Source organism: Geothrix paludis (assembly GCF_022808815.1).
Taxonomy (GTDB): Bacteria; Acidobacteriota; Holophagae; order Holophagales; family Holophagaceae; genus Geothrix; species Geothrix paludis.
In genome coordinates, this window is the sequence record NZ_JAKZLC010000005.1 from 173,777 (window position 1) to 190,086 (window position 16,310).

Below are 16,310 nucleotides of genomic sequence, written 5' to 3' on the forward strand. Positions count from 1 at the left end.
GCCGGAAGGCGTCCTCAGAAGGCCGCGGGCCGCGGCAGGCCCTCCAGGCAGGCCAGGCTGCGGGCCATCTCCGCGTCGGAGAGGGCGTGGTCCGAGAGCTTGCCGTCGAGGAAGTCGGCGTAGCCGTTCAGGTCCATGAGGCCGTGGCCGCTGAGGTTGAAGAGGATGACCCGCTCCTTGCCCTCCTCGCGGGCCTGCTCAGCTTCGCGGATGGCCTGAGCGATGGCGTGGCTGGATTCGGGCGCGGGGATGATGCCCTCGGTGCGGGCGAAACGCACGGCGGCATCGAAGCACTCCAGCTGCTGGATGGCCACCGCCCGGGTGAGGCCCTCCACCACCGTCTGGCTCACCAGGGGCGCCATGCCGTGGTAGCGCAGGCCGCCGGCGTGGATGCCCGGCGGCATGAAGGTGTGGCCGAGGCTGTGCATGGCCATCAGGGGCGTCATCTTCGCCACGTCGCCGTGGTCGTACACGTAGGGCGCGCGGGTGAGCGTGGGGCAGGAAGCCGGTTCCACGGCGATGATGTCGATGTCCGCGCCCGCGATCTTCTCCTTCACGAAGGGGAAGCTGAGACCGGCGAAGTTGCTGCCACCGCCCACACAGCCGATGACCTTGTCGACCTTCCTCTCGCCCAGGGCGGCGAGCTGCTTCTGGGCCTCCAGGCCGATGATGGTCTGATGCAGCAGCACATGATTGAGCACGCTGCCCAGGGTGTAGCGCGTCTGGCCCGTGGGATCTGTCACGGCGGCCTCCACGGCCTCGCTGATGGCGATGCCCAGCGAGCCGCGGCAGTCGGGATCCTCCGCCAGGATGGCGCGCCCCGCCGCGGTCTCGGGGCTGGGGCTGGCCACGCAGTCCGCGCCCCAGGTGCGCATCATCATCTTGCGGAAGGGCTTCTGGTCGAAGCTCACGCGCACCATGTAGACCTTGCACTCCAGGCCGAACTGGCCGCAGGCGAAGGCGATGGAGCTGCCCCACTGGCCCGCGCCGGTTTCGGAGGTGATGCGGCGGATGCCGGCCACCTTGTTGTAGTAGGCCTGGGCGATGGCGGTGTTCACCTTGTGGCTGCCCGCGGGGCTCACGCTCTCGTTCTTGTAGTAGATCCGGGCGGGCGTCTTTAGCGCCGTCTCCAGGGCCCGGGCGCGGTGCAGGGGCGTGGGGCGGTAGCGCAGCAGGATCTCCAGCACCTCGTCCGGGATGCTGATCCAGCGCTCCTGGCTCATCTCCTGCTCGATGAGGTTCATGGGGAACACGGCCGCCAGGGCCTCCGGGGCCACGGGCTGCCCGTCCGGTCCCAGAGGCGGCAGCGGCGCGTGGGGCAGGTCCGCCGCGAGGTTGTACCACTGGCGGGGGATGTCCTGGTCGGAAAGAATGGCGCGGCTTGACACGGGGTGCTCCTTGAACGGGAACGGGACTCAGCCCTGACGTCGGTGGCGGTCCAGCATGGCCCGCAGGGCCGAACCGGGTTTCTTCAGCTCCCGGGATCCCCGGGTGATCTTGCATAGGCTCAGGCCGAGCTCCGCGGCGATGGCGCGCTGGCTTTCGCCTTCGTCCAGCCGCTTCACCAGTTCCCAGCGGGAGCTGATGCCGTGGATCTCCGAGGGCGTGAGGATCTCCCGCAGGAACTGCTCGACGAGGCGCGGATCCCGCGCCTCGTCGAAGAGCGAGGCCAGCTCCGGCAGACGGTCCAGACTGTTTCTATGCATAGAAACAGTTCATCAGACGATGGCGGCCTCGTCAATGGCCTTTCACCATCGGCACGAACCGCACCGGCAGCACCCCCTGGCGCCTCAGCCCCGTGGCCGTCTTCCGCAGCAGGTACAGCTCCTGGGCCCCCCACTGGGAACCCACGGGGATGATCATGCGGCCGCCCACCTTGAGCTGGTCCACCAGCGGCTGGGGCACGTCTTCGGGCGCGCAGGTGACGATGATGGCGTCGAAGGGCGCCGCCTCGGGCCAGCCGAGATGGCCATCCCCGGCACGGACCTTCACATTGGCGTAGCCGAGGCGCTTGAGGTCGGCTTCGGCACGCTGGGCCAGCGGCTCCACGATCTCCATGGTGTAGACCTCGGCCACCAGGCCCGCCAGCACGGCGGCCTGGTACCCCGAGCCCGTGCCGATCTCCAGCACCCGGTCCCCGGGCCGCGGCGCCAGCGCCGCCGTCATGAAGGCCACGATGTAGGGCTGGGAGATGGTCTGGCCGTAGCCGATGGCCAGAGGCCAGTCCTCATAGGCCTGGCTGCGCACGGCGGCCGGGACGAATTCGTGCCGGGGCACCCGGCCCATGGCTTCGAGCACCCGGGGATCGGCGACGCCCCGGGCCACGATCTGCTCGCGCACCATGCGCATCCGTGCCTGCGCGAGCGCCGCATCCGCCACTGGAACAGCGGGCCGGGCGGGTTCCGGGTCACAGCCCCCGAGGGTCAGCATCAAGGTCACTCCCAGATGCCATCGCATGGTTCGAAGGTATCCCGTACGGGGGTCTGCGCCAGCGCGCATCCCGGGCAGTCCCGGGATGCGCGTAGGTCGAAGGTTTGATATCAGCCGAGGGTGAGCTCGAGCTGCCCGGCCAGGCCGCCGGTCCAGCTCCGCAGGCGCCAGGCCAGGATCAGGGCCTTGGCTTTCGCGGCCCCCGGGAAGGGCTGGCTGAAGGTCACGGCGGTCACCTGCCCGGAGGCGTCCACCTTGAGCTCCAGGTCCGTGGCGGAGGGAAGGCTGGCCAGGGCCGCCGCCAGGGCCGGATCCATCAGCCGGGCCTCCAGTTCGCCCCGCAGAGAGCGTGGATCCGACGTCCCCGTGAGGCCCGAGAAGGCCAGGATGCGGAGCCGGGGTGCGGCCTTGACCCCCTTGGCCCGCTCGCGCCGGGCCTGATCCTGGGCCACGACTTCCGCCGCCGCGGCGGCGGGCGCCTCCAGGGACATCATCCGCGGCGCCGGAGCGTAGGCCATGGTCTTGGTGGCCACGCCGCCCATGCTGCCCACGGCCGCGTCGGACACACCTTCCGGCAGGGGCAGGGGCTGGGTGACGGTGGTGGACGTACCGTTCGCGTTGCGCACCTGAGTGTCCACCGCCACGAAGGAGGTGTAGGCCGTGAGGAGGTTGTAGGCCAGGCCCAGCCGCGTGACCTCGGCCTTGCGGCCTTCGTCCGCGCCGAACTGGTCGTAGTCCGACAGGGCCTGGATGCGCTGGCGGGCCCAGAGCTGGCGCAGGGCGCCGTGGTCACGGTCCTTCACCTTCCCCACTTCGAAGGTCTGGCTCCAGGGTCCGGCCGCGGTCATGCCCGAGAGTGTGACCGTGCCCTTGGCTTCGCCGGTCCACTTGCCCAGGCAGATGACGGGCCGGTCCGCCAGCACATCAGGAAGCTGCAGGGGTTCGAGGTCCTGGATGTGGAACCCGTTCGTGGTGAGCTTCACATTCGTGAGCACCGGCGACGAGACATAGGCGCGGAAGCGCTCCGCCTCGGCCGCGGCCTGCTCGGGCCTGGTGATGACGAAGGCCTCGCCCTGCCCCGCGTGAGCCATGCCCTCGATGAGGTGGCGGTTCACGGAGCTGCCGATGCCGAAGGCGAAGAGGTTCGCGGCGCCCAGGTTCTTGCGGATGAGGTCGAAGACCTGGCCGTCGGCGCTGATGTAGCCGTCCGTGGACACCACGAAGGTGCGCGAGATGCCGGGCACCCGGGGCAGGCCCAGGGCCTTGCGCAGCGCGCTGCCCAGCTCCGTGCCTCCGCCGCCGTGCTGGGAGCCCACGAAGGCGAGCGCCTGCGCCGCGGCTTCGGGCGTGGCGTGCTGGGACCCCTTGGGCGACCAGAAGGCCGAGGTGCCCTCGAAGACCATCACGTTGAAGAGATCCTGGGGCCGCAGGCCCTGGATCATCTCCTTCATGAGCACCTTGGAGACTTCGATGGGAAAGCCCATCTGGCTTCCAGAGACGTCCATGATGAAGACGTACTCGCGGGGCGGCAGATCCTTCGGCGTCACGCGCTTGGGCGGCTGGGCCATGAGCAGGAAGGTGTTCTCGTCCCGGCCCTCACGGTGGCCTTGATCCAGCAGGAGTCCCGACTGCACGGCGTTTCCGGCCAGCTGGTACTTCACGATGACGTCGCGGTTGCCGCCGTGGGCCTCGCTGGGATCGAGCTTCAGCGTGGCCTCGGCCCTGCTGTCGTAAGCGATGGACGTCTTGTGCGTGTCGCAGGCCATGCGCTGGATGGGCAGGCCCGCCGACAGCTTCACCTCCAGGTCGAAGGTGGTGGCGGGCTTCTCGCCGGCGTGGGTATAGGGATTGGCCACCCAGGGCTCGCCCGTGGACGAATCCGTGCCCGCCTTGCCGGCGTAGCGCGGGCCCACCACCGTGGGATAGACGAAGCTGTAGGTGCCGTCCGTGGGCGCCAGCAGCTCGGTGTAGCGCAGCTCCACGCGGATCTCGTCGCCGGGCAGGATGTTCGCCACGTTCATCTGGAAGACATTGGGCCGGTGCTGCTCCAGCAGGGAGGCGCTGCGGCCCTGGGCCTTGGCCTGCTCGTAGTCCGCCCGGGCCTGCCCGCGCTCCTTGATCTGGGCCTTCAGCAACCGCTCGCCGATGCGCATGGTCATGCCGTAGACCGCCGAGCGCGTGGAGCCCGGGAACACGTAGAGGGCCTCCAGCGGCTTCGTGCCGGTGTTGCGGTAGACCTGGGTCACCGTCACGTCGGCGATGACGCCCGCGATGGCCACCTTGGCGGAGGTGGATTTGAGAGGCAGCCGATCCAGGGCGGCATCCTCGCCCTTCACGAAGAAGTAGGGCGAGAGGGTGCGGTCCGCGGAAGCCTCGCCCTGGGGGTCGGGGCGGAAGGCCGAGGGGTTCAAGGGACGGCTGCGGGCGCAGGCCAGGGGCGTCAGCCCCGTCCAGCAGGCGAGCATGAAGGCGGTGGCGCGGTGCGACATGGGATCCTCCCGGTGGCCGCGCGACAGCGCGGTTCAGGAGGGAATGCCGCCTCCGTCAGATCCCTTTCACGGAACAGGATCTTTTTTCTCGGCGGGGAAGATGCGCGCCCGGAAGCCCGCCACGGGGCCCGTCTCCGGCAGCTTCGCGGGGTCCGCGACGGGATGGGTCAGCACATAGAGGTCCAGGGCGTCCCCCGCGTTCAGCCGCACCTGGTAACGCCGCTGGGCCTCCCGGACCTCCTTGAACGCCACGGCGCGGTCCGGGAGGACTTCCACGCCCCCGCCCCCGCGCTTGAGGAGCCACACCTGCGTCTGGGGCGGGGCGGTGACGGTCACCAGGGTGGTCCCGTCCGGCTGGGGCGTGAGGGTCCAGGTGGGGGGCTCCGGGACCGGGGCGCCGGTGAGCCGGCCTTCGGCCTTGGCGGCCTTGGCCCGGGCCGGGGCCTGGGAGGCGGTGGACCGGACCTCCATCAGCACCTGCGGAGCCAGGCGATCCTGCAGGGCCCCGGCCGGCCCCTGGGCGTTGCCCTGGACCACTGGAACCGGGCGTGGGGCGGGTGCGGCCACCGGCACCGGTACGGGCACGGGCGGGGGCGGCGGTGCTGCGGGCGCGGAGGCGGCATCCGCGGAGATGCCAGCGGCCGGCGGGGGTGCGGCCTCTGGCTCAGTGGCTTTCTTCGGGGCCGGAGGTGTCGGCGCACGTCGCTCGAGTTTCGGTTCCGCGGGCGCCTCCGGGGAAGCCTCGAAGGGCAGGGCCTTCGGGCTCGCGGGCGCCTGCCGGGCCGGAGGTGGCGCCTGCCGGGCCGGAGATGGCGCCTGGGGATTCCGCAGCCAGGTCAGGCCCGCCAGGGAGGCCATCAGCACCCCGGCCGCCGCACCCAGCACGCCGGGCCGCTTCCAGAAGGGCACGACCTTCGCCGAAGCCGGATTCGGGGCCGCGAGGGCGGCGAGCACCTGGGCCCGGGCCGCGGGATCTGCCAGCAGCTCCCTCAGGGCCTCCTCGTCGGCCAGGGCGTCAAAGAGGTCCTGGTGCGCCAGGGCCGCCTCGAACAGCGTGCGCCGCTCCTCGGCGGTGAGGGTGCCGGTGGCGTAGCCGCCCAGGAGCTTCTCGGCCGTGGCGCGCTTCACGACGCCCCCCTCCCCGGCCCTTCCCACCGGCCGCCCAGGGCTTCGAGCAGCTGTTTCCGGCAGCGGTGGTCCCAGGTGTAGACGGTGTTGAGGGTGGCGGCGCCCATCAGGCCTTGGATCTCGGGGAAGCTCCGCCCCTCCAGCTTCAGCCGGAACAGCTCCCGGCAGCGCTCGCCCAGGCGGGAGATGCCGCCCATGAGCCGGGTGAGCAGCTCCTTCCGCTCCAGCATGGCCGCGGGATCCGGCGCGTTCGAGGCGGGCGGGAAGGCATCCACGTCCACGGCGTCGAACTCGCCCCGGCGGGCCGCCTTGCGGAAGTGGGCCCCCAGCTTGAAGCGCAGGATCTGGAAGGCCAGGGGCACCAGGTCCTCCGCCCGCTCCAGATGGCCGTACTTCGTGTGGATGAGCACCAGCACCTCCTGCGCCAGGTCCTCCGCATGGGCGCCTGCACCCCGGGATGCCGCGAAGGCGACGATCCTTTCACGGAGGCGGGCCAGGACCTCGAGCCGCCCCGGCGCCGCCACGTCCCCAGCCTCCCCGTCGGGGATCGGGAGGGCGGAGGTCATCGGGAGGTCGGGATCCATGGCGGGGATGGGGCGCGCTCCATCCTGGCAGGAAAACCGCCAAGGCTGACTGGCCTGGGCAGGGGTGCGGACGGCAAGATGGATACGAGCCGGTCCTGATCCGAGAATGACCCGTCCCCGCCCCACTCCGAGAATCCCATGCCCCTGGCACTGTCGATCTTCGTGGTCCTCCTCGCCTCCGTCCTCTCCGGGCTGCTGGGCGCCCTGGCCGCGCGCCTGTGGTACCGGCGGCGGCACCGGCCGGCGGATCTGATCGATCCCGACTGCCAGCACCAGCTGGAGGCCATGGCCCGGGCCCGGGAGGCCAGCGAACGGGCGAACGCCGAGCTCCGGCGGGCGCTGGACCAGCTGGAGCGCACGGCCGCCACAGACCGCCTCACCGGGACCTGGAACCGCCGCTGGCTCGAGGACGGCGCCGCCCAGCTCGTCGCCGCCGCCGGTCGCGGCGAGGCGCCCATCAGCCTCATCCTGTACGACCTGGACCACTTCAAGCGCGTGAACGACTCCTTCGGCCACGAGGTGGGCGACGAGGTGCTCAGGTCCGTCACGGAGGCTGTCCGCGGCCAGCTTCGCGCCTCGGACGCGCTGGCGCGCTGGGGCGGCGAGGAGTTCATCGCGCTATGCCCGGCCACCACCCTGGCGGGGGCCACCATCCTGGCCGAGAAGATCCGCCAGGCCGTGGAGGCCCGCGTCACCCCGCAGGTCGGCGTGGTGACCATCAGCCTGGGCGTGGCCCAGCGCCAGGAGAATGAACCGCTGGAAGGCTGGATCCGCCGCGCCGACGAGGCCCTCTATCGAGCCAAGGGCCGGGGCCGGAACCAGACCGAGGCCTCCCTCGACGTGGGCGTGGCCGACGGGGAGGACCGGCCATCCTTCCTGACCCTCGTTTGGGATCCGGTGCTGGCCTGCGGCGAGGCCCTGATCGACCACCAGCACCAGGAGCTCTACCGCCTCTCCAACGGCCTCCTGGCCTCCATCAACCAGGGCCGGTACCCCGAGGAAACGAAGCTCCACATGCAGCTCCTCATCGCCCACGTGGCCCAGCATTTCCACGACGAGGAGGCCATCCTGGCCCGGGTGGGGTACCCGGAGTTCACCGCCCACGCCCAGGAGCACGGCCGCCTCCTCGCCAAGGCCAAGACCCTCCAGCAGCAGATGGGAGGCGATAGCGCGGACCTGCCGGCCATCCTCGGGTTCCTGGCCCTCGACCTGGTGAAGGGGCACATCCTCGGCTCGGACCGGGATTACCACAAATACCTGGCCCAGGACTGAAGCCTCGGCCCGGCGGGTACACTGGTTCCATGTCCGAACGCCTGATCCTGCTCACCAACGACGATGGCCTCTGGGCTCCGGGGCTGGCGGTCCTGGCCCGGGTGGCGTCCCGCTTCGGCCGGGTGGTCACCGTGGCCCCCGACCGCAACCGCTCGGCCATCTCCTCCGCCCTGAGCCTGCACAACATCCTCCGCTTGCACGAGATCGGACCCGACCGCCACGCCTGCGACGGCACCCCCGTGGACTGCGTGCTGCTGGGCGTCTGCGAGGTGCTGGACCGCCGCCCCGACTGGGTGCTCTCCGGCATCAACCACGGCTTCAACCTGGGCGAGGACGTGTTCTACTCCGGCACCGTGGGCGCGGCCTTCGAAGGCCGCCTCCAGGGCGCGCGCGCCGCGGCCTTCTCCATCGATCCCCGGGGCTCCCTGGAGCAGGCGGAGCCCTGGATCGGCCGCTTCCTCGAACGCTGGGAAACCATGGACCTGCCGGCCAACCGCATCTGGAACGTGAACTTCCCCAAGGGCGAGCCCCAGGGCTTCCGCCTCACGGGCCAGGACAGCCGCGCCTACCACGACCTGGTGGAGCGCCGGGCCGATCCCCGGAACACCCCCTACTTCTGGATCGGCGGCGACGCGGGCCCCACCTACGCCAAGGCCCCCGGAAGCGACGCCGAGGCCGTGTTCGAGGGCTGGGCCAGCGTCACGCCCCTGCGCCTGGACCTGGGCTGCCCCGAGACCCTGGCGCGGCAGGCCGACTTCGACTCGGCCTTCAATGGGCCGACGGGGGACTAGTCCCGTGCCCATTCGCTTCCGCGTCCACGGCGCCGTCCAGGGCGTGGGCTACCGTCGCTTCGCCGAGCGGGAGGCCCGGGCCCTCGACCTCGCGGGCTGGGTGCGCAACGAGCTGGATGGATCGGTGAGCGGCGAAGTGGAAGGCCCCGAGGCCGCCCTGGCGGCCTTCCGCGCCCGCCTGGCGGAAGGCCCGGCCTTCTCGGCCGTGGGGCGGCTGGACTGGGAGGCCCTGGATGTGCGATCCTCGCTTCCCCTTCCTTTCCAGATCATCAGGTAGCCATGACCCTCACGACTCCCCTCACTGCCTTCGTCCGCGATGTCCCGGACTTTCCGAAAGCCGGGATCCTCTTCCGGGATATCACGCCCCTGCTCTCCCACGCCGAGGCGTTCGGGGAGGCCGTGGAGGCCATGTCCCAGCCCGTGCTCACCCTCCAGCCCACCCACGTGCTGGGCCTGGAATCTCGGGGCTTCATCTTCGGCAGCGCCCTGGCCCAGAAGCTGGGCGTGGGCTTCGTGCCCGCCCGCAAGCCCGGCAAGCTGCCCATGCCCACCCACAAGGAGGCCTACGGCCTCGAGTACGGCAGCGATGCCCTGGAGATCCACAAGGATGCCTTCGGCCCCGGCGACCGGGTGCTCATCGTCGACGACGTCATGGCCACGGGCGGCACCGCCGCCGCCGCCCAGCGCCTCGTGAACCGCACCGGCGCCCAGCCCGTGGCGCTCACGGTCTTCATCGAGCTGACCTCCCTGCCCGGCCGCGAGAAGGTCGAGGGGCTGCCGGTGTTCAGCGTGCTGCGGTACTGAGGAAAAGGCAGAACGCGAAGCGCGCGAAGAACAGCGCGAAGACCGCGAATGGATGCTCGGTTCAAATAGGACATCCTGGCCATCGGCTTGCCTCCGCCTGAAAGTCTGAAGCCGCATGTGTCGCAGATGGGCGCAGAAAAGGCATCCATAAGCGGAGGTTTGCGGAGGAGCCGAGGACAGCGGAGGAAAGAGCATGCACCGGGCGCTCCAGCCAGGGCATCCGGGCCTCCGGCCCCAGGTCGCGCTTCGCGCGGCCTGCTTCGCGGGCGGCGGCCATGGCGGCCCCTGGAAGCCGCCCGGAGCCGCCGCCCGCGAAGGGATGCCCACGATGGGTTGTGCCCCTTCTGCGCCCTCCGTGTGTGCCCAACGGGCGCTTCTGTGCCTTCCGTGTCCCTGCTTTTCCGGTTGAGGCTCGCCGATAACCAGGTACAAGGAAAGACACCCTTCAACCTTCGCGCTTTTCTTAGCGCCCTTCGCGTTCCGCAGTTGTCTTTTCCCCTGGCGGGCTTCCACCCATCAGCCCCATCTCCTCCAGGCTGTCCCGGATGCCGGCCTCCGGCCCGCGGGGCGTCACACCCAGGTCACGCACCAGGCGCGGGGTGAGCACCCGCCGGGACTCCCGCAGGAAGGCCAGGAGGCCCGGGCTCATGGTGCCCTGGGCCTCCGCCCAAGTGACTTCCCGGGGGGCGGGCAGGCCCACCAGGGCCGCCACCCGCGCGGTGAAGGCGGCCATGCCCTCCGGGCAGCCGTCCGCCACGTTGACCACGCCCGCCACCGGCCGCGCCAGGGCTGCCTGGCAGGCCGACACCAGGTCGTCCACGTGGATGCGGTTGCCGGGACCCGAGTCCTCGGCCCGGAGCACCGGCTCGCCGCGGCGCAGGCGGTCCAGGGGCAGGCGGTGGGGCCCGTAGATGGCCGCCACGCGCAGGATCACGCAGCGGGCATCCCGCGCCTCGCACCAGCGCCGGGCCTGACCTTCCGCGTGCAGTCGCTGGCGCGCGCGGTCATCCGCAGGCGCCGGCGGGGTGGACTCATCCACCGCCGCGCCGCCCGTGTCTCCGTACACGCCGGTGGTGCTCACGTACACGAGCACCCGGGGCCTGGCCGGGCCGAGGGCCGACAGGAAGCGCCGGACCCGCGCGTCCTCGCCGTCCGGTCCGGCCGGGGGGGCCAGGTAGACCACGGCCGAGAGGTCCGGCGGAACGGGGAACGCCGCCGTCCCGTCGAAATCCGTCGGAACGGCCTGGATGCCCTCGCAGGCCAGGGCTGCGGCGGAGGCCGCCGACCTCACGAGGGCCAGCACCGGGCCCTGGCCGACCAGATGCCCGGCCAGGCTCCGGGCCAGGCGCGCTCCCGTGTAGCCGCAACCCGCGATGAGGCAGGTTCCCGCCGATCCAGCCAGTCCATGCGTCATCCGGCCAGCATACCCGTCCGTCGTGAGAGGCTGGTCGGGGCCTCGCCCCCATTCGGAGTCCCAGTGTCCCCCCTGTTCAAGATGGTCGTGCTGGCCTGGCTGGTGATCGGTCCCGTGGGGCTCTGGCTGCGGCGCCGCCACCGGCGGACCACCTGACCCGGCGAGGCCGCCTCGGGGCCAGTACCTCAGAGCTGGGGCGGCAGGGCCAGGCTGAAGCGGCTGCCCCGAGCCAGGGGCTCGTACCAGGCGTCCCCGCCGTGGTCGTGGGCGATGCGGCGCACGATGGCCAGGCCCAGGCCCGTGCCCTTCCACTTGGTGGAGAAGTAGGGCTCGAAGAGCCGGTCCCGCTCCGCCTCGGCCACGCCGGCCCCATCGTCCTCCACGTCGAAGCGCAGCCGCCCATCCGTATCGGTGAGCGACATTGAGACGTGGCCCTGGCCCTCGACGGCGGCCACGGCGTTGTCCACCAGGTTGATGAGGGCCCGCTTCACCATGTCCGCGTCCCAGAAGGCCTCCCGGGGGCCCTGGGGGAAGGTCAGGGTCCAGCGGATGCCCGGCTGGTTGGGCTCGTAGAGGGCCAGCACCTGGCGCAGCAGCTCCGCCGGATCGCAGGGCGCGAACTGGGGCGAGGGCAGGCGGGCAAACCGGCTGAAGCTGTCCACCAGGCGCGAGAGGCTGGCGACTTCCGCCAGGATGGTCTCCGCGCCTTCCTGCACGGCTTCGGGATCCAGGCGCCCTTCGCGGGTGCGCCGCAGCAGCCGCTGGGCCGTGAGCTGGATGGGCGTGAGGGGGTTCTTCACCTCGTGGGCCATGCGCCGGGCCACCTCCTGCCAGGCCGCGCGCTTCTCGGCCTGGGCCAGCAGGGAGAGGTCCTCCAGCACGGCCAGGACGCCGCCGCCCTCCAGCGGCTCGAGGATGGCGCGCACGGGGCGGCCCTCGCCCTCGCCGCCGAGGCGCAGCTCCTCCTGCACGCCTCGGCCGGATTCGCGGACCGCCGCCAGCAGCTCGGGCAGGCGGCCCAGCCGCGGCAGGGCCGCCACGGAACCCCAGCTCTCCTCCGAGGGATCGAAGGACTCGAGGCCCATCCAGGTCTTGGCCGCGGCGTTGAAGGTGCGCAGCTCGCCGTCCGCCCGCCAGCTCATGACGCCCACGGGCAGGGCCGCCAGGATCTGGCCCAGGTAGGCCCGCTGCTGCTCGATGCGGCTCGCCTGGGCCTCGATGGCCGCCCGGCTGGTCTTGAGGTCGCGGATCATGGCGTTGAAGGTACGGGCCAGGAAGGCCAGCTCATCCTCACCCATCTCCGGGATCTGCACCTCCAGGTCCCCGCTGCCCACGCGCTGGGCGGCCTTGGCCAGGGCGCGGATGGGCTCGCTCAGGGACTTGGCCAGGGCCAGGCCCGACCACACGGCGAAGAACAGCGTCAGCAGGGTGAGGAAGAGGAAGGTGCTCTGGGGCAGGGTCTGGAGCGTGGCGCGGGCGGCCCGGATCTGCTGGCTCTCCCGGTAGCGCTGCTCCAGGGCCAGCACCCGCTCGAGGGTCTCCCGCGGCATGAGGATGCCCACGGCCCAGGTCCCGTCGCCCCGGGGCACGGTGCGCAGCAGCCAGAGGCCCGCGCCCGTCTCGCGCGCGCCCTCAGCCCCCAGGCCGGCCAAGTCCGGCGGCTCAAGGCCGGCGCGCAGGTCCATGGCCTTCACGCCGCCCTCGCTCCCCTTCCCGCCTTCGCCGGCCCTGGGCCCGAGGAAGGCCACCAGGTCGAGGTCGGTCGCGGTGCGGAGGGCGGGCGCCTCCGCCGAAGGGGATTCCAGCAGGCGGCCCGCGCCGAAGTCCAAGCGGGCCTCGGCGGCGGCGCGGAGGTCGCCGGCCACCTTCTGGCCGTCGCGGATGGCCACCTCCGTTTCGGGGCTGAACCAGCGCTCCACGTTCTTGTTGATGAAGTTCCGGCCCACCAGGAAGAGGATCAGGCTGGGCACGATGCCCACGATGAAGAGGGTCAGCACCATGCGGGTGCGCAGGCGGGAGCCCAGGATGCCGCTCTTGCGCTCGAAGTAGAGCTTGGCCAGGCTGCGGGCCACGATGAAGAGCAGGGTCCCGATGGCCAGCACGTTGGCCAGGCCCAGGGCGATGAGGGCCCAGCGCGAGGGCGCGTCCAGCCCGCCCTCTGCCACGCGGTTCCCCACGGCCTTGTAGCTGAGGATGATCATGACGATCAGCACGCCCAGTCCCACCGCCACGTAGAGTCGGGTCAGCTCGGGGTGGCGCTTGGGCGGCTTGGGGACCATGCCAGCAGGCTATCCTGGTTGATCAGGGAAGGGCAGGGATGGAGAAGGAGACAGCCGCGAGCAGGGCCTTCCTGGCCGACCTCGCCCCGGTGGAGGACGCGGCCTGGGACGAGGTGGAGACGGCCTCCGGCCGGCGTCCCCGCCTTTCGGCCGAGTTCTGGACCTCCCGCCAGCGGCAGGCCGCCAACCTCCACGAGATCTCGTACCGGGCCTGCTACAAGCCCCAGCTGCCCCGCCACTTCATCGAGCGCCTCACCCTGCCCGGCGAGCGTGTCTACGATCCCTTCAGCGGCCGGGGCACCACCGCGCTGGAGGCGGCCCTCATGGGACGCCGCGTGGCCGCCAACGACCTCAACCCCCTGTCCCGGATGCTGGCGGAGCCCCGCCTCACGCCACCCGAGCCCGCCGCCGTGGCTGCGCGCCTGGCGGACATCCCCCGCGCCGGCGCCTCCGGCGGGCTGGACCTGTCCATGTTCTTCCATGCCGACACCGAGGCCGAGGTCTGCGGCCTGCGGACCTGGTGCCTGGCGCGCGAGACCGCGGGCGAGCTGGATGCCCTGGACGCCTGGATCCGCATGGTGGCCACCAACCGCCTCACGGGCCACAGCCCCGGCTTCTTCTCCGTCTACACCCTGCCCCCCAACCAGGCCGTCAGCGCCGAGAAGCAGCGCCAGATCAACGCGAAGCGCCAGCAGGTGCCCCCCTACCGGGACACCCACGCGCTCATCCTGAAGAAGACGCGGCAGCTCCTCTCCGGCCTCGACACCCTGGCCCTGCGGAACCTCGCCACCGCGGCGCAGGACGCACGGTTCCTCACCGGCGAGGCCCGGTCCACGCCGGACCTGGCGGACGGCTCCGTGACCCTCACCGTCACCTCGCCGCCCTTCCTCGATGTGGTCGACTACGTGGGCGACAACTGGCTGCGCTGCTGGTTCAACGGCCTGGACGCCCAGGCCATCGGCCGGGGCCTCAGCACCCACCGCACGGTGGAGGGCTGGTCGCAGGCCATGGGCGAGGTCTTCGCCGAGCTGTTCCGCGTCACCCGGCCCGGCGGCTTCGTGGCCTTCGAGGTGGGGGAGGTGCGGGGCGGCAAGCTCAAGCTCGACGAGGTCGCCCTGCCCCTGGGCCTGGCCGCGGGCTTCCGCGCCCACGGGGTGCTCGTGAACACCCAGGTCTTCACCAAGACCGCCCACATCTGGGGGGTGGACAACAACGACAAAGGCACCAACAGCAACCGCATCGTGCTGTTCGAGAAGGCCTGATTGGCCCGGCCTATGCAGGTTGGCGCGGTGCCCGGGAAGGACCGACCCTGATCCCGGTTTCTGAATCAGAAAGGGGGCGTGATTGGGACTCAGAGTCCTGCTGGTCTATCCGGAAATGCCGCCCACCTACTGGAGCATGCGCTACGCCCTGCCCTTCATCGGCAAGAAGGCGGTCTTCCCGCCCCTGGGCCTGCTCACGGTGGCGGCCCTGCTGCCCGCCGACGTCGAGGTCTCCCTGGTGGACCTGAACGTGGCGCCCCTGCGTGACGCTGACCTGGCGCGGGCGGACCTCGTCTTCATCTCCGCCATGATCGTGCAGAAGGAATCCATGGCGCAGGTCGTCCGACGCTGCAATGCGCTGGGCAAGCCGGTGGTGGCGGGCGGGCCCTACCCCACCAGCTGCCATGACCAGATCCAGGGCGTGGCCCACTTCGTGTTGAACGAGGCGGAGGTCACGCTTCCGCTGTTCCTCCAGGACTACGCCCGGGGCGAGGCCAAGCCCCTGTACGCCAGCGCGGAGAAGCCCGACCTCACGCGCACGCCCGCGCCGCGCTTCGACCTGGTGCGGCGGAAGGACTACGCGGAGATGGCCTTGCAGTTCTCCCGCGGCTGCCCGTTCGATTGCGAGTTCTGCGACATCATCGAGCTGTTCGGCCGCCGCCCCCGCACCAAGACCCCGGCGCAGTTCCTCCACGAGCTGGAGCTCCTCCACCGGGAAGGCTGGCGGGGCCCCCTGTTCCTGGTGGACGACAACTTCATCGGGAACCGCCGGGAGGTGAAGGCCCTGCTCGCCGAGCTGATCCCCTGGCAGCGGAGGCACCACCACCCCTTCTCCTTCTTCACCGAGGCCAGCCTGGATCTGGCCGGCGACGAACCCCTGATGGACCAGATGGTGCAGGCGGGCTTCAACATGGTGTTCCTGGGCATCGAGACGCCCGACCTCTGCGCCCTGAAGGCCGCCGGCAAGCAGCAGAACCTCCGGGCCGACCTGCTGGCCAGCATCCGGACGATCCAGCGCAAGGGCATGGAGGTCTGCGGCGGCTTCATCGTGGGCTTCGACAGCGACCGCGGCGACATCTTCGAGCGCCAGGCCCGCTTCATCCAGGAGGCCGCCATCCCCACGGCCATGGTGGGCCTGCTCACCGCCCTGCCCCGCACCCGCCTCCACCGGCGCCTGGCGGCGGAGGGCCGCCTCACGGGCGATTCCGGCGGCGGCAACAACACCCACGACCTGCGCCTCAACTTCCGCCCGACGATGGAGCCCCGCAAGCTCGTCGACGGCTACAAGCGCCTCCTGGCCGAGATCTACCACCCGGACCACTACTTCGACCGCTGCCTGCGGCTTCTGAAGACCCTGAAGCCCCACCGCACCACGCGCCGGAAGCTGCACGCCATGGAGCTCCGGGCCTTCGTCCGGTCCCTCCTCGTCCAGACCTTCTCGCGCTACGGCTGGGCCTACTGGCGCTTCCTGGTGAAGGGCTTCTTCGCGCGGCCCCTCATGGTGCCCGAGACCGTCACCCTGGCCGTGAAGGGCCACCACTACTTCAAGATCACCCGCAGCCTGCTCGAGTTGGAGCGGTTCAAGGCCAGCCTGCAGGAGCTGACGCGAGCCTTCGAAGCACGCCTCCAGACCGCCCGCGCCCAGGACGTGCCCCAGCGCCTGGCCGAGCTCAGGGCCGCCCGCGACCGGGTGCTGGCCCAGGTGCAGGCGCGGTACCGGAGCCTCCCCCAGGACTTCCGCGCCTACGCCGACGACGCGGTGGCCGCCTTCCGCGCCACCCTGGACGAGCGCCTCGCCCGCGTCGCAGGCGAGGCGCCGATCCCCATCTCCTGAGCTGGTTCCGAGGACTCAGCGTG

At 71.2% G+C, this 16,310-nt stretch carries 14 protein-coding genes; 6 read left to right on the forward strand and 8 right to left on the reverse strand.

Annotated elements, in window-relative coordinates:
• Positions 1 to 14 precede the first annotated feature (14 nt).
• The 6 genes from MLE64_RS13405 to MLE64_RS13430 all read right to left on the reverse strand — a co-directional run bounded on the left by MLE64_RS13405 (position 15) and on the right by MLE64_RS13430 (position 6,613).
• The gene (locus MLE64_RS13405) at positions 15 to 1,388 is read right to left on the reverse strand and encodes a TrpB-like pyridoxal phosphate-dependent enzyme (RefSeq protein ID WP_243318369.1); all 1,374 of its coding nucleotides are present in this window, start codon (positions 1,386 to 1,388) and stop codon (positions 15 to 17) included.
• A 27-nt stretch (positions 1,389 to 1,415) separates the two neighbouring features.
• The gene (locus tag MLE64_RS13410) at positions 1,416 to 1,706 is read right to left on the reverse strand and encodes a Trp family transcriptional regulator (protein ID WP_243286581.1); all 291 of its coding nucleotides are present in this window, start codon (positions 1,704 to 1,706) and stop codon (positions 1,416 to 1,418) included.
• Between the two features lie 31 nt (positions 1,707 to 1,737).
• On the reverse strand, positions 1,738 to 2,430 hold the full coding sequence (locus MLE64_RS13415; protein ID WP_243318370.1) for a protein-L-isoaspartate(D-aspartate) O-methyltransferase: 693 nt from the start codon (positions 2,428 to 2,430) through the stop codon (positions 1,738 to 1,740).
• 110 nt (positions 2,431 to 2,540) lie between these two features.
• Positions 2,541 to 4,919 (reverse strand): VIT and vWA domain-containing protein, encoded by a 2,379-nt coding sequence (locus MLE64_RS13420; protein ID WP_243318372.1) that lies wholly within the window; start codon positions 4,917 to 4,919, stop codon positions 2,541 to 2,543.
• Between the two features lie 66 nt (positions 4,920 to 4,985).
• The gene (locus MLE64_RS13425; protein WP_243318374.1) at positions 4,986 to 6,047 is read right to left on the reverse strand and encodes a hypothetical protein; all 1,062 of its coding nucleotides are present in this window, start codon (positions 6,045 to 6,047) and stop codon (positions 4,986 to 4,988) included.
• The gene (locus MLE64_RS13430) at positions 6,044 to 6,613 is read right to left on the reverse strand and encodes an RNA polymerase sigma factor (protein WP_243318377.1); all 570 of its coding nucleotides are present in this window, start codon (positions 6,611 to 6,613) and stop codon (positions 6,044 to 6,046) included. Before MLE64_RS13430 ends, MLE64_RS13425 begins: the two co-directional genes overlap by 4 nt.
• Before the next feature lie 156 nt (positions 6,614 to 6,769).
• On the opposite strand from MLE64_RS13430, the gene MLE64_RS13435 reads away from it, so the two are divergent.
• From MLE64_RS13435 to MLE64_RS13450, 4 genes are read left to right on the forward strand one after another with little or no spacing between them, the layout of a single operon-like run.
• The gene (locus MLE64_RS13435) at positions 6,770 to 7,903 is read left to right on the forward strand and encodes a diguanylate cyclase (protein ID WP_243318379.1); all 1,134 of its coding nucleotides are present in this window, start codon (positions 6,770 to 6,772) and stop codon (positions 7,901 to 7,903) included.
• A 29-nt stretch (positions 7,904 to 7,932) separates the two neighbouring features.
• Entirely contained in the window at positions 7,933 to 8,694 is a 762-nt protein-coding gene (gene surE / locus MLE64_RS13440) for a 5'/3'-nucleotidase SurE (RefSeq protein WP_243318380.1), read from the forward strand.
• Positions 8,695 to 8,698: 4 nt separating this feature from the next.
• Positions 8,699 to 8,971, forward strand: a complete 273-nt coding sequence (locus tag MLE64_RS13445; RefSeq protein WP_243318383.1) for an acylphosphatase — start codon at positions 8,699 to 8,701, stop codon at positions 8,969 to 8,971.
• Between the two features lie 2 nt (positions 8,972 to 8,973).
• A complete protein-coding gene (locus MLE64_RS13450) occupies positions 8,974 to 9,498 on the forward strand; it encodes an adenine phosphoribosyltransferase (protein ID WP_243286589.1) in 525 nt (174 codons plus the stop codon).
• A gap of 463 nt (positions 9,499 to 9,961) precedes the next feature.
• Here MLE64_RS13450 and MLE64_RS13455 read toward each other — a convergent pair whose 3' ends face one another.
• Positions 9,962 to 10,912, reverse strand: a complete 951-nt coding sequence (locus tag MLE64_RS13455) for an NAD-dependent epimerase/dehydratase family protein (protein WP_243318385.1) — start codon at positions 10,910 to 10,912, stop codon at positions 9,962 to 9,964.
• 185 nt (positions 10,913 to 11,097) lie between these two features.
• The gene (locus tag MLE64_RS13460; protein ID WP_243318387.1) at positions 11,098 to 13,191 is read right to left on the reverse strand and encodes a sensor histidine kinase; all 2,094 of its coding nucleotides are present in this window, start codon (positions 13,189 to 13,191) and stop codon (positions 11,098 to 11,100) included.
• A gap of 38 nt (positions 13,192 to 13,229) precedes the next feature.
• Here MLE64_RS13460 and MLE64_RS13465 point away from each other — a divergent pair, with 38 nt between their 5' ends.
• Positions 13,230 to 14,453, forward strand: a complete 1,224-nt coding sequence (locus MLE64_RS13465; protein ID WP_243318388.1) for a DNA methyltransferase — start codon at positions 13,230 to 13,232, stop codon at positions 14,451 to 14,453.
• Between the two features lie 82 nt (positions 14,454 to 14,535).
• Positions 14,536 to 16,287 carry a B12-binding domain-containing radical SAM protein gene (locus tag MLE64_RS13470; RefSeq protein ID WP_243318391.1) on the forward strand — a complete coding sequence of 584 codons (1,752 nt, stop codon included), beginning with the start codon at positions 14,536 to 14,538 and terminating at the stop codon, positions 16,285 to 16,287.
• Positions 16,288 to 16,310: the final 23 nt, after the last annotated feature.

Coding starts and splice junctions, on each gene's coding strand:
- MLE64_RS13410 (WP_243286581.1), bottom strand. CDS start 1,706: ATGCATAGAAACAGTCTGGACCGTCTGCCGGAGCTGGCCTCGCTCTTC.
- MLE64_RS13415 (WP_243318370.1), bottom strand. CDS start 2,430: ATGCTGACCCTCGGGGGCTGTGACCCGGAACCCGCCCGGCCCGCTGTT.
- MLE64_RS13465 (WP_243318388.1), top strand. CDS start 13,230: ATGGAGAAGGAGACAGCCGCGAGCAGGGCCTTCCTGGCCGACCTCGCC.
- MLE64_RS13460 (WP_243318387.1), bottom strand. CDS start 13,191: ATGGTCCCCAAGCCGCCCAAGCGCCACCCCGAGCTGACCCGACTCTAC.
- surE (WP_243318380.1), top strand. CDS start 7,933: ATGTCCGAACGCCTGATCCTGCTCACCAACGACGATGGCCTCTGGGCT.
- MLE64_RS13430 (WP_243318377.1), bottom strand. CDS start 6,613: ATGACCTCCGCCCTCCCGATCCCCGACGGGGAGGCTGGGGACGTGGCG.
- MLE64_RS13455 (WP_243318385.1), bottom strand. CDS start 10,912: ATGACGCATGGACTGGCTGGATCGGCGGGAACCTGCCTCATCGCGGGT.
- MLE64_RS13420 (WP_243318372.1), bottom strand. CDS start 4,919: ATGTCGCACCGCGCCACCGCCTTCATGCTCGCCTGCTGGACGGGGCTG.
- MLE64_RS13435 (WP_243318379.1), top strand. CDS start 6,770: ATGCCCCTGGCACTGTCGATCTTCGTGGTCCTCCTCGCCTCCGTCCTC.
- MLE64_RS13450 (WP_243286589.1), top strand. CDS start 8,974: ATGACCCTCACGACTCCCCTCACTGCCTTCGTCCGCGATGTCCCGGAC.